Below are 13,014 nucleotides of genomic sequence, written 5' to 3' on the forward strand. Positions count from 1 at the left end.
TCAGGAGTGGTTGCAACCGCAAGCGGCTGAGTGGGAATTCTTGTGCCCGCTTGGGGGCACCGGATCGACACCGCCCGCGTTCCAGGGATGGCAACGGCCGAGACGGCGCGCGGCCAGCCAGCTGCCGCGCAGCGCACCATGGGTCTGGAGCGCCTCGATGGCATAGCTGGAACAGGACGGATAAAAGCGGCAATTCTGCCCGAGCATCGGCGACAGCACGAGTTTATAGACTCGCACGATCCAGATGAGCAGGGTCTTCATGGCGTCGGCGCTGCCGTTGCCGACCCTGCGGCGGGGCGGCGTGGACGTTGACTGGCCAGCAGGCGCGACAGTTCGGCATGCAGCAGGCGTTTCAAAGCACTGTTGGTGGCCGGGCCGGCCTTGGTGTTCACCGGACGGGCCAGGCGGACGATGCAATCGACGGCCTGGATCTCGTTCGTGCGGAACAGTTCGCGCGTGACGCGCTTGATGGTATTGCGGGTGACGGCGCGCGGCGCGAAGCGCTTGGCCGCGACGATGCCCAGCCGCGCATGGGGCAGCGGGCTGGGTCGCGTGTACAACACGAAATGCGCGGATTTTTGCGTTGGCCGCAAACGAAAAACGGATGAAAACTCATCCGTTTTTAAAATGCGCCGAGCGCGCGCGAAGTCGTGCGAACCTTCGCCTGTCATGGCCGATCGCAGGGGATCAGGCGAGCTGGCTTAGACAGCCAGACGCTTGCGGCCCTTGGCGCGGCGTGCGTTCAGGACTTGACGGCCACCACGGGTAGCCATACGTGCGCGGAAGCCGTGCGTGCGCTTGCGACGAACGACGGAAGGTTGGTAAGTACGTTTCATGGTGGTCTCGCTTAAAGCAAAATAGGATGCAAAATCGGGTCTGACGTCTTTCGTCAGGAATCGGCGCCAATGACAGTTCGCAGTTTTTTAAGCCAGCGTCACGCCACAGCTCGTCCGCATTTTCTCAACCATCAATTGCTTGGCTGACAGGTGGGCGGACAGGGAACCCTGAATTAGACTCGATTTCCAGCCCTTCTGTCAAGGCGGCTGTTGTTTCGACCGGCGCTTGTGGTATGGATAACTTCGTTTTTATCCCCAGCGAATCCGCAAAACCTTCGATCAACCTGTGGATAACTAGCGCGCAAACAGGTAAAATAGCGTGTTACGTATCAATAAGCCGCACACATGGAAAACTTCTGGCAGACCGCCTCCGCGCAACTGGAGCTCGAGCTGACGCCGCAACAATACAGCGCGTGGATCAAACCGCTCGTCGCCCTCGACTACGAGGACGGCAAGCTGCGCATTGCAGCGCCGAACCGATTCAAGCTCGACTGGGTGAAGACGCAGTTCGCCAACCGCATTACCGCATTGGCGTGCCAGTACTGGGAAGCCCCGGTCGAGGTGCAGTTCGTGCTCGACCCGCGCCTGAACGCCGCGAAGAAGCCGGACGCCGTGCGCCCTGCCCCCGCACCCTCGAACGAAGGCCAGCTGCGCCCGTCGAGCCCGTCCGTGGAACCGCAGCCGAACCTGAACATTGCCAACTCGCCCAAGCGCGAGCAAAGCCGCATCAACCCGGACCTGACTTTCGACAGTTTCGTCACCGGTAAGGCCAACCAGCTGGCGCGCGCCGCAGCTATTCAAGTTGCCAACAACCCGGGCGTCTCGTACAACCCGCTGTTCTTCTACGGCGGCGTCGGCCTCGGTAAGACCCACTTGATCCACGCGATCGGCAACCAGGTCATGGTCGACAACCCGGGGGCGCGCATCCGCTACATCCACGCCGAGCAGTACGTGCGCGACGTCGTCACCGCCTATCAACGCAAGGGCTTCGACGACTTCAAGCATTACTATCACTCGCTCGACATGCTGCTGATCGACGATATTCAGTTCTTCGGCGGCAAGAGCCGCACGCAGGAAGAGTTCTTCTATGCGTTCGAGGCGCTGATCGCGGCAAAGAAGCAGATCATCATCACCTCGGACACCTATCCGAAAGAGATCACCGGCATGGACGACCGCCTGATCTCGCGCTTCGACTCCGGCCTGACGGTCGCGATCGAGCCGCCGGAACTGGAAATGCGCGTCGCGATTCTGTTAAAGAAGGCGCAATCGGAAGGCGTGGTCCTGTCCGACGACGTGGCCTTCTTCGTCGCGAAACACCTGCGCTCGAACGTGCGCGAGCTGGAAGGCGCGCTGCGCAAGATCCTGGCCTACTCGCGCTTCCACGGCAAGGACATCACGATCGACATCGTGAAGGAAGCCCTGAAGGACTTATTGTCGGTGCAGAACCGCCAGATTTCCGTGGAGAACATCCAGAAGACGGTGGCCGACTTCTTCAACATCAAGGTTGCCGACATGTACTCGAAGCGGCGCCCGGCGAACATCGCCCGTCCGCGCCAGATCGCCATGTACCTGGCGAAAGAGCTGACGCAGAAGAGTCTGCCGGAAATCGGAGAACTGTTCGGCGGCCGCGACCACACGACCGTGCTGCACGCGGTGCGCAAGATCGCCGCCGACCGCCAGAAAAATGCCGAGTGCAACCATGAATTGCACGTACTGGAGCAGACCTTAAAAGGCTGACCGGAACCGTCACGCCGGGGGTAGCGTTTGCCCTCGGCAATAGGCAAAATAGCAGTTAGTAATATTTCAGTAAATAAACCTTCTGAGGACAAATATGCAATTGGTCAAAACCACCCGAGACACGCTTCTCCGGCCACTGCAGATCGTGAGCGGTATTGTCGAGCGTCGGCACACCATGCCGATTCTGGCCAATATCCTCATCCGCAAGGACGGCGAAAGCGTCTCCTTCCTGTCGACCGACACCGAAGTGCAGATCACGACGCACGCGAACATCGGCAGCGGCGACGACATCACCGGCACCACGGTCGCTGCCCGTAAACTGCTGGACATCCTGCGCGCACTGCCGGAATCCGGCGACGTCACGATGACCCTGCAGAACAAGCGCCTGGCCGTCCAGAGCGGCAAGTCGCGCTTCGCCCTGCAGACCCTGGCCGCCGAGGAATTCCCGACCGTCTCGGTTGCGGATACCTACAATGCCACCGTCACCCTGCCGCAAAAGACGCTGAAGCACCTGTTTAATATGGTGCACTTCGCGATGGCCCAGCAGGACATCCGCTACTACCTGAACGGCCTGCTGCTGGTGCTGGACGGTAACAAGGTGATCGCAGTCGCCACCGACGGCCACCGCCTGGCGTTCTGCCAAGTGGAGGCGGAGCAGGAATTCGCGCGCCAGGAAGTCATCATCCCGCGCAAGACGATCATCGAACTGCAGCGCCTGCTGGAAGAAAGCGATGAAACCGTCCAGCTCGACATCGCCGGCTCGCAGGTGAAACTGACCTTCGCCGACATCGAACTGGTGTCGAAGCTGGTCGAGGGTAAATTCCCCGACTACACCCGCGTGATCCCGAAGGGTTACAAGAACGACTTCACGATCAGCCGCGACGAACTGCTGCGCTCGCTGCAGCGCGCCGCGATCATGACCAGCGATAAGTTCAAGGGTGTGCGCTGCATCATCACCCCGGGCAGCATGAAGATCAGCTCGACCAATGCCGACCAGGAAGAAGCGGTCGAAGAACTCGAGATCGACTACGGCGGCGACCAGATCGACATCGGCTTCAACGTTACCTACCTGCTCGACGTGCTGAACAACCTGAAGTGCGACCAGGTGAACATCGCCCTGGGCGATTCGAACTCGTCGGCCCTGATCTCGATTCCCGACAATGGCGATTTCAAGTATGTCGTCATGCCGATGCGTATTTAAGTAGCACGCATCGGGGGCTGCCTCTTGTTTAATCAACGGCAGCCCCGAACTGAGCAGTTTGAATACACAGTTTTTTGAGAAAGCAGTCCATGTCCGAGAACACCAACCAAATGCCGGAAGCACCGAAAACTTCGGATGAATACGGCGCCTCCTCGATTCAAATTCTGGAAGGCCTGGAAGCCGTGCGCAAGCGCCCGGGCATGTACATTGGCGACACCTCGGACGGCACCGGCCTGCACCACCTCGTATTCGAGGTGCTCGATAACTCGATCGACGAAGCGCTGGCCGGCTACTGCTCCGAAATCCACGTCACGATCCACGCCGACAACTCGATTTCGATCACCGACAACGGCCGCGGCATTCCGACCGGCGTCAAGATGGACGACAAGCACGAGCCGAAGCGCTCGGCCACCGAGATCGCCCTGACCGAACTGCACGCCGGCGGCAAGTTCAACCAGAACTCCTATAAGGTGTCGGGCGGCCTGCACGGCGTCGGCGTGTCCTGCGTGAATGCGCTGTCGAAGCTGCTGCGCGTGACCGTGCGCCAAAAAGGCAAAGTGCATCAAATGGAATTCGAGCGCGGCGTCCCGCTCGACCGCCAGATCGAAATCGTCGACGGCGTCGAAGTCTCGCCGATGAAAGTGATCGGCGACACGGATAAACGCGGCACCGAAGTGCACTTCTGGGCCGACGAAGCCATCTTCACGACCGTCGAATTCCACTACGAGATCCTGAGCAAGCGTATCCGCGAACTCTCGTTCCTGAACAACGGCGTCAACATCAAGCTGAGCGACCACCGCACCGGCAAGGAAGAAGTCTTCGCCTTCGAAGGCGGCACCCGCGGCTTCGTCGAGTACATCAACAAGGCGAAAACGGTGCTGCACCCGACCGTGTTCCAGGCGACTGGTGACCGCGTGTCCGAGCAAGGCACGAATATCTCGGTCGACGTCTCGATGCAGTGGAACGACGCCTACAACGAGCAGGTGCTCTGCTTCACCAACAACATCCCACAGCGCGACGGCGGCACCCACCTGACCGGTTTGCGTGCGGCGATGACGCGCGTGATCAACAAGTACATCGACGAGAACGATTTCGCCAAAAAGGCCAAAGTCGAAATCTCGGGCGACGATATGCGCGAGGGTCTCACCTGCGTGCTGTCGGTGAAAGTGCCGGAGCCGAAGTTTTCGTCGCAGACCAAAGATAAACTGGTGTCGTCGGAAGTGCGCGGCCCGGTCGAGGAAATCGTCGCCAAGACGCTCACCGACTTCCTGAACGAAAAGCCGAACGACGCCAAAATCATCTGCGGCAAGATCGTGGAAGCCGCCCGTGCGCGCGAAGCGGCCCGCAAGGCACGCGACCTGACCCGCCGCAAGGGCGTGATGGACGGCCTCGGCCTGTCCTCGAAACTGGCCGACTGTCAGGAACGCGACCCGGCGCTGGCCGAACTGTACATCGTCGAGGGTGACTCGGCAGGCGGATCCGCCAAGCAGGGCCGCGACCGCAAGTTCCAGGCAATCCTGCCGCTGCGCGGCAAGGTGCTGAACGTGGAAAAGGCGCGCTTCGAGAAGATGCTGTCGTCGGAACAGATCACGACCCTGATCGCGACGCTCGGCACCTCGATCGGCCCGGACGAGTTCAACGTGGATAAGCTGCGCTACCACCGCATCATCATCATGACCGATGCGGACGTCGACGGCGCCCACATCCGCACCCTGCTGCTGACGCTGTTCTACCGCCAGATGCCGCAGCTGGTCGAGCGCGGCCACATCTATATTGCCCAGCCGCCGCTGTACAAGGTCAAGGCCGGCCGCGACGAGCGCTACCTGAAGGACGACGTCGAGGAAGCGAGCTACATGATGACGGTGGCGCTGAACACGGCCTCGCTGATCCCGCGCGAAGGCGCCGAGCCGATCACCGGCGAAGCCCTGGGCGAGCTGGTGCGCCAGTACAACCTGGCGAATGCCATCATGATGCGCCTGACCCGCGTGATCGACCGCGCCGCGCTGACCGCCATCATGAGCGGCGTGACGCTGGACCTGACGACGCTGGAAGCCGCTGAGGCATCGGCCAAGGCATTGGAAGCCGCGATCAACGACCCGGCCGTGCACGTTGTCGTGCGTTCGGACGAACTGTCGGAAAAACACAGCCTGCGCATCGAGCGCATGCGCCACGGTAACGTCTACGTCACCTCGATCGACGCCGACTTCGTCCTCAGCAACGACTACGCCGTGCTGGCGAACGCCGCCGCCACCTTCCAGGGCCTGATGGGCGAAGGCGCCATCATGCGCCGCGGCGAAGGCGAGAAAATGAAGGAATTCGCCGTGCGCGAATTCCACGAAGCGATGCTGTGGCTGCGTGAAGAAGCCGAACGTGGCGTGTCGAAGCAGCGCTATAAAGGTCTGGGCGAGATGAATCCGGAACAGCTGTGGGAAACCACGATGGACCCGACTGTTCGCCGCCTGCTGAAGGTACAGATCGAGGACGCGATCGCGGCGGACCAGATCTTTACGACGCTGATGGGCGACGAGGTCGAGCCGCGGCGGAACTTCATTGAGAGCAATGCACTGCAGGCGGGGAATATTGACGTCTGATTCGCCAACGCTGCATTAAAAAAGCCAACTGTCGAGGTTGGCTTTTTTTTCGTTCTCAGTTCTCTTCGGGGATCGGGGCCACCACCAGGAAGTGATACGACATCGCACTCAAGAAGGCGATGCCGGCGCCGGTCAGCAAGGCCGGCACGAAAGACCAGGCCTGTGCGATGTAGCCTGTGAGGATGGGCGCCAGCGCGCCGCCCAGGAAACCGCCGAAGTTCTGGATCGCGCCCAGCGACCCGATGCGGCTGCGTGGCGCCACCGCCGTCACCAGCGACCAGGAGCAGGCCGAGGAGGCATTCGCAAGGAAGATCACGATCGAGATGCAGGCCACGGCCAGCGTATTACTCTCGACCAGCGCTGCCGGGATCGTGAACGCCACCATGCCTAGCATCGACGCCACCACCGCCCGGCGGCGGCCGGCCACCGGCGACGTTGCATGCCGTGTCACCCGGTCGGATGCCCAGCCGGCCACCAGGGCGCCGGCAAAACCGCAGAGGAAGGGAATCGACGCCGCGAAGCCTGCCTGCGCCAAGTCCATATGGCGCTGGGTGCGCAGGTAGCCGGGCAGCCAGGTCAAATAGACCCAGTTCAAATAGACCGAGCCGAAGAAGCCGAGCAGCATGCCCCAGGTGGCGCGGTAGCGGAACAGCGCGCGCCAGGATGCGAAACTCGTCGCCGGCGCGGCCGTGGCGCCCTGCCCTTCGTCGAGGTAGGCCTGCTCTTCTTCCGACATCTGCGCGCGCACCGGGTCGCGGTACAGCGTCACCCAGATGACTGCCGCGACCAGGCCGAGCGCACCTGTCATGAAGAAGGCCCAGTGCCAGCTGGTTGCCAGGATCAGCGGTGTCAGGACCAGGGGCGCGAGGGCGACGCCGAGCGGGGAGGCCGAGTTATAAACGCCGGTCGGCGTGCCGCGTGCCCTGAGCGGGAACCAGTTGCTGACGACTCGAGCCGCTGCCGGAAACTGCGGCGCCTCGCCGATGCCGAGCACGATGCGGGCAAGAACAAACCAGCCGAAGGTCGAAACCAGTCCGCCCGCAGCCTGGGCCAGGGACCAGACGACTAGTCCGGCACCGAGCAGCCAGCGTGGGCCGATCTTGTCGACCAGGGCGCCGACCGGGAGCTGGCATAGCGCATAGCTCCAAGAAAAGGCGGACAGGAGCAGGCCCATCTGGCCGAGCGAAAGGCCGAGATCGGCGCGAATGTATTCGTTAGCGACGGCCAGAGTGGCGCGGTCGAGGTAGTTGATGACGCCAGTGAGGACTAGCAGGATCAGCGCTAGGGTTTGGCGGCGGCGGATACGTGGGGGGATGGCGTTCATTTCGGGATGCTACCAAATGAACGTTGCTAGGTCGAAAGATTTTAGGAGGATTGCATGACTGGCCGCGCATTAGACGACTAAGCGCTACAGTGGCCGAGATAATTTGTTGAAAAGATATTGAACAAAAAGTAGACTGCGGTGCGACTGCTCAGCCTACTTCATGACCCAACCTCTCGACATCGCTACCGAAAGCAAAACCTCATGGAGCGATGAGGAATTGACGAGCGCAGTGCGCGCGTATTTGGGAATGCTTCGTTTGGAATTACAAGGCGCAAGCTACAACAAAGCCCAGATCAATCGTGCCCTCCGAGAGGGGCCACTCGTAGGACGGACAAAGGCATCGGTCGAGTTCCGCATGCAGAACATTTCGGCGGCGCTATACGAACTCAAGATGCCGTACATTGCCGGCTATCTCCCTGCACGAAACATAGGCAGCGCCGTGAAGGAGAAAATGGTCGAGCTGCTGAGGCAAAACGATATCGGCTTTCTAACTGCCTATGTGCCGACAGCTGATGGACATGCTCTCTCGGTCCAGGTCTCCACACTACGCAGCCAAGCCTACCTAAAGATGCCGACAGGCGCCAAGCATCCGCCAGTCGTCCTCAAGTCGAGTGCCAACTATGTGCGTGATCCTGCGGTCAAGGCATGGGTTCTCAACGTAGCCAAAGGAACCTGCGAAGGCTGCGATCACCCTGCACCATTTATCGGTAACGACGGGCTACCGTATTTGGAGGTCCACCACGTGATGCCGCTCGCCAGCCATGGTTCGGACACTCCGACCAACGCAGTCGCCTTGTGCCCGAACTGTCACCGCCGCTGCCATTACGCGAAAGACAGCGACGAATTCAAACTTCGTTTGTACGAGAAGATTCCGCGACTGAAGCTCGAAGTGCCTGAGCCGATTGATGCCGGCACCTATGAGTCGATTCATATCGACCCGAACTAGAGACAGAAACAGCGCAACGGCAGCCTGCCTCGAAGAAACGTGCGATACGCTGGCACGCTGAGGTTTTACACTGCCTCATAGATAATTGCATGCAGCATTGGCTCCAGGTTCATTTCGCCAATGCACATCCCACACGCCCGATGCCGGCCCCCTGCCTCGCGCATGCGCCGACGCGGCATTGCATGCATCGAACACGCCATCCCACCCTTACGGAGAACACGATGACATCACAGCATCTATGGTCCGCCCCTATCCAGCTAGGTACCGTCTCACTCGCGAACCGCATCGCCGTCGCCCCGATGACGCGCATCAGCGCCACCGAAGACGGTTAGGTGACCAACGACATGATCCGCTATTACCAGGGCTTCGCCGAGGGCGGCTTCGGACTCGTCATCACCGAGGGCATTTATCCCGACCTGGCCCACAGCCAGGGCTACCTGCACCAGCCCGGCATCGGTGACGACGCCCAGGCGCAGGCATGGAAACCGGTGGTCGAGGCGGTCCACGGCGCCGGCGCGAAAGTGGTGATGCAGCTGATGCATGCCGGCGCACTGAGCCAGGGTAATCACCGCACCAAGGAGAGCGTCGGCCCGTCGGCGGTGCAGCCGAAGGGGGAGCAGCTGGGCTTTTACCGCGGCGAGGGTCCCTACGCGATGCCGCGCGAGATCACGGAACAGGAGATCGCCGACGTCATCGACTCCTTTGCCGCCGCCGCGCTGCGTGCGAAACAGGCCGGGTTCGATGGGGTCGAGGTGCATGGCGCCAACGGCTACCTGCTCGACCAGTTCCTGACCGACTACACCAACCAGCGTACCGACTGGTACGGCGGCTCGACCGAGAACCGGGTGCGCCTGCTGGTGGAGGTGGTGCAGGCGGTGCGCGCGGCGGTGGGACCTGGCTTCCTGGTCGGCATCCGCATCTCGCAGGGCAAGGTGAACGACTATCACCATAAATGGGCGAACGGACAGCGGGACGCCGAGATCATCTTCACTAGCGTGGCCGCCGCCGGCGCCGACTACATCCACACCACGGAACACGATGCCCAGGCGCCCGCCTTCAGCGAGACGAACAGCGACGGCGACACCCTGGCCGGCTATGCCAAGCGCTTCGGCAAGCTGCCGGTCATTGCCAACGGCAAGCTGGGCACACCCGACGCGGCCAACGCCATCCTCGCCGACGGCAAGACGGACATCGTCGCCCTCGGCAAGTCGGCCCTCGCCAACCGCGACTGGCCGCAACGGGCCGCGAACGGGCACGGGTTCCAGGAACTCGACGCCGGCATCCTGCAGCCGCTGGCCCATATCAAGACCAGCGAACTCTGAGATGGCTTGATCCGGCGCGCCGCCTCAGCCTTTCAAGCCCATCGGCTGCGGGGCGACGCGCACCGTGACCAGCGAGACGGCACGCCCGATCGGCAGCTCGACCCAGCGGCAGAACGCGGCCCCGGCCAGCAGGCTGCATCCCCAGGCGAGCACGGTGCCGGCGGCCTGCAGATGCACGTCGGCCGGCACGAAGCGCGCGAACGCGGCGTTGACGACCAGGCAGACCGGGAAATGAACGAGGAAGACCGCATACGAGATTTTCCCCATCCTCCCGACCAGGCTCCACGCTGCGTTCGCATTTGACGGCGTGCGCGCCCGGCCGAACAGGACCAGCGCGCAGGCCAGCGCCAGGGCGACCGCAATGCGGCTGCGGAAGTCCAGCGTCAAGGCCAGCAGCGTCGGCACTGCCGCCATGAGCAGCAGCACGGCGACGCTGCGCGGACGGCGCAGGGGATCGCTCGCCCACCAGGCCAGGGCACCCAGGCCATAACTGCCGAGGAAATACGGCGCCCACACGTCCCAGTCGGAATCGAGATTGAAGTACAGCAGCGAGCTGGCTACCACCACCGTCATCACGGCAGGCATCAGCCAGGGCAGCCTGCGCTTCCCTGCCAGGCGGCCGCAGCCCCACAGCAGCAGGGCCAGCACCGCATACAGCTGGAAATCGATCGCGACATACCAGACGCCGGCCGACAGCGCCTCATACCTCAGCACATCGTGCAGCAGCAGCGCATGCGCCGCCAGTTGCCCCATGCTCGGGGGGCTTGATATCGAATCGTGCGTCATCCACGTGCTGGCCAGGGCAGAGGCGCCCACCGCCAGCAGCATCGCCACGATGAAGGGCGGCGCCAGCTTGAGATAGCGGCGCCCGATCTTCCCCAGCGGGTCGCTAAGTCCAGGCGCGCCCCGAGGCGAGAGCGATTTCGCGGCCAGGAAGCCGCCGATGACCAGGAACACCTGCACGGCAATGCGCGCATCGCCGGCCAGCCAGTCGAACAAGTCCGGCGCTAAGGGCTGTGCGTGGTCCGTCATCGGACCGTAGAAGGCGAGATGGTGCAGCACGATCAGCTGCGCCGCGACTGCTTTTAAAAGATTGATGAGACCGAATTGTGTTGGCTGTGCTGCAGCCACGAGAGGCACTACGCGATTTGCTTCTTTCATCCACATCCCTGTCAGACAACATTGCTTCCCGACCTTACCGAAGCGAACGCTGCTGATATTGCCGACCGGGCGCCATCATAGCCGAGCTTGCAGAAGTGTTACCACTCCGTACACAGTTTGAAACATTTCAGGACGCGCCACGAGGAAATCGCTCATCCATACGTGTGCTACCCTACCGGCGTCCGATGCACGCCGCTTCCACAAATGAAATTCGAAACAAAGATCAAGCTTGCCGCCGCCGCGATCATCCTCGTCATGTCGACCGTGGCGGCCTTGCCCATGATCGTCAACGGCCAGGTGACGACGGCGTTGGCGGAACTGCGCAGCGCTGCGAAGATCGAACGCCTGCAGATGACCCTGCTCGAAATGCTGCTCAATGCCGAGACGGCGCAGCGTGGCTTCGTCGTCACCGGCGACGAACGCTTCCTTGAGCCGTATCACGCGGCCGTCAACAGCATCCCTGCAATCGAACAGAACCTGCGCCAGGAAATGCGCAGTCCGGAAGAGCGCACGCGCAACACCGCCATCGAGCAGGGTACCGCGCACAAAATGCGCACCGTCGCCCTCACCATCGAGCTGCGCCGCGAGCACGGTTTCGACAAGGCCGCGGCCTTCATCGCTACCGGGACCGGCAAGGCGCAGATGGACCGCCTGCGCCAGCTGATCGGCAAAGAGGTGGAAATCGATGCCCAGCGCCGCGCCGCCCTGAGTGACCGGCTGCTGTCGATCTCGAACTCCGCGGCCAACGCCAGCCTGGTGGCGACGATCACCAACATCCTGTTCCTGGGCGCCGTGCTGCTCGCGGCCACCCGCGTGCTGCGCCAGCGCGATGCCGCCGAGCGCAAGGCGCAGGCCGCCGCCGGCCAGGCGCGCCTGACGACCGAGCGCATCTCGCAGCAGAACGATCTGTTGTTCCGCAGCGCCGAGCTGATGCACTCGCTGGAGCTGGCCGAGTCGACCGACGAATCGGCCACCGTCATCGCCAGCTACCTGCCGCGCCTGCTGCCGCAGCTGTCGGGCAGCCTCTACCTGTACAACAACTCGCGCGACATCCTCGAGAGAAAAGCCGGCTGGGGCAATGCCACGGGCGAACCCGACATCATCGAAGCGCTCGACTGCTGGGCGCTGCGGCGCGGCAGTCCGCATGCCTACGCCGGCGGCGAAGGCGGACTCGCCTGCCGCCACGTGACCGATCCCGCGCTCGACCGCCTGTGCCTGCCGCTGGTTACGCAGGGCGACGTGATCGGCTGCCTCACCGTCACCGGAGAAGGCCTGGCGCATGACGCCGAGGACCGGCGCGCCTGGATCGGGCAGCTGGCCGAGCAGCTGGGCCTGGCGCTGAGCAACGTGCGCCTGCGCGTCTCTCTGCGCCAGCAGTCGATCATCGATCCGCTGACCCAGCTCTACAACCGGCGCTACATGGACGAGGTCCTGAAACGGGAACTGGCGCGGGCCGAGCGCAACGGCGCACCGGTCTCGGTGCTGGTGCTCGACCTCGACCACTTCAAGCGCATCAACGATACCTACGGCCACGAAGCCGGCGACGCCATCCTGCGCAAGGTGGCGCTCACGCTGCGCGAGAACATCCGTTCCTGCGACGTCGCCTGCCGCATGGGCGGCGAAGAGATGGTCGTGCTGCTGCCCGACTGCGACACCGGCAACGCCGCCAGACGCGCCGACGCGCTGCGCCTGGCGATCGCCGCCGGCGACGTGCTGCACGACGGCCAGCGCATCGCGGCCACGGCCTCGATCGGCGTGGCCTCGTATCCGGCACACGGGAACACCATGCGCGCGCTGGTGCACGCGGCCGACCTGGCGCTGTACGAGGCCAAACACGGCGGACGCAATTGTGTGAAGGTGGCGCAGCAGGAAGGCAGCGGCGACCAGGCTTGAGGG

Annotated in this window: 11 protein-coding genes; 6 read left to right on the forward strand and 5 right to left on the reverse strand. The window is 62.7% G+C overall.

All coding sequences use genetic code 11. The annotated features are described in order from the left end of the window. From yidD to rpmH, 3 genes are read right to left on the reverse strand one after another with little or no spacing between them, the layout of a single operon-like run. Positions 1–261 (reverse strand): membrane protein insertion efficiency factor YidD, encoded by a 261-nt coding sequence (yidD, locus tag ACFPQ5_RS03600; protein WP_379751895.1) that lies wholly within the window; start codon positions 259–261, stop codon positions 1–3. Next, positions 258–671 (reverse strand): ribonuclease P protein component, encoded by a 414-nt coding sequence (rnpA, locus tag ACFPQ5_RS03605; RefSeq protein ID WP_379751896.1) that lies wholly within the window; start codon positions 669–671, stop codon positions 258–260. Before rnpA ends, yidD begins: the two co-directional genes overlap by 4 nt. Positions 672–701: 30 nt before the next feature. Then, complete coding sequence (gene rpmH, locus ACFPQ5_RS03610) at positions 702–836, reverse strand: 50S ribosomal protein L34 (RefSeq protein WP_040378179.1); 135 nt, start codon at positions 834–836, stop codon at positions 702–704. A gap of 345 nt (positions 837–1,181) precedes the next feature. Between rpmH and dnaA the strand changes: the two genes are divergently transcribed. The 3 genes from dnaA (at position 1,182) to gyrB (ending at position 6,365) form a co-directional block, all read left to right on the forward strand. Beyond that, the gene (dnaA, locus tag ACFPQ5_RS03615; RefSeq protein ID WP_136220548.1) at positions 1,182–2,573 is read left to right on the forward strand and encodes a chromosomal replication initiator protein DnaA; all 1,392 of its coding nucleotides are present in this window, start codon (positions 1,182–1,184) and stop codon (positions 2,571–2,573) included. A 94-nt stretch (positions 2,574–2,667) separates the two neighbouring features. Continuing rightward, entirely contained in the window at positions 2,668–3,774 is a 1,107-nt protein-coding gene (gene dnaN / locus ACFPQ5_RS03620) for a DNA polymerase III subunit beta (RefSeq protein WP_136220547.1), read from the forward strand. An 89-nt stretch (positions 3,775–3,863) separates the two neighbouring features. After that, positions 3,864–6,365: a DNA topoisomerase (ATP-hydrolyzing) subunit B gene (gene gyrB, locus ACFPQ5_RS03625; protein ID WP_379751897.1), complete on the forward strand. Its 2,502-nt coding sequence runs from the start codon at positions 3,864–3,866 to the stop codon at positions 6,363–6,365. Between the two features lie 55 nt (positions 6,366–6,420). Here gyrB and ACFPQ5_RS03630 read toward each other — a convergent pair whose 3' ends face one another. Continuing rightward, on the reverse strand, positions 6,421–7,689 hold the full coding sequence (locus ACFPQ5_RS03630; protein ID WP_379751898.1) for an MFS transporter: 1,269 nt from the start codon (positions 7,687–7,689) through the stop codon (positions 6,421–6,423). Positions 7,690–7,849: 160 nt separating this feature from the next. Between ACFPQ5_RS03630 and ACFPQ5_RS03635 the strand changes: the two genes are divergently transcribed. Together ACFPQ5_RS03635 and ACFPQ5_RS03640 are read left to right on the forward strand one after the other, a co-directional pair. After that, positions 7,850–8,635 (forward strand): HNH endonuclease, encoded by a 786-nt coding sequence (locus ACFPQ5_RS03635; protein WP_379751899.1) that lies wholly within the window; start codon positions 7,850–7,852, stop codon positions 8,633–8,635. A gap of 332 nt (positions 8,636–8,967) precedes the next feature. Then, positions 8,968–9,957 carry an oxidoreductase gene (locus tag ACFPQ5_RS03640; RefSeq protein WP_379751900.1) on the forward strand — a complete coding sequence of 330 codons (990 nt, stop codon included), beginning with the start codon at positions 8,968–8,970 and terminating at the stop codon, positions 9,955–9,957. A 24-nt stretch (positions 9,958–9,981) separates the two neighbouring features. On the opposite strand, the gene ACFPQ5_RS03645 is transcribed toward ACFPQ5_RS03640, so the two are convergent. Continuing rightward, entirely contained in the window at positions 9,982–11,118 is a 1,137-nt protein-coding gene (locus ACFPQ5_RS03645; protein ID WP_379751901.1) for an acyltransferase family protein, read from the reverse strand. Positions 11,119–11,322: 204 nt separating this feature from the next. On the opposite strand from ACFPQ5_RS03645, the gene ACFPQ5_RS03650 reads away from it, so the two are divergent. Beyond that, positions 11,323–13,011: a diguanylate cyclase gene (locus ACFPQ5_RS03650; RefSeq protein WP_379751902.1), complete on the forward strand. Its 1,689-nt coding sequence runs from the start codon at positions 11,323–11,325 to the stop codon at positions 13,009–13,011. Positions 13,012–13,014: the final 3 nt, after the last annotated feature.

Source organism: Massilia suwonensis, assembly GCF_042655665.1.
Taxonomy (GTDB): Bacteria; Pseudomonadota; Gammaproteobacteria; order Burkholderiales; family Burkholderiaceae_D; genus Telluria; species Telluria suwonensis.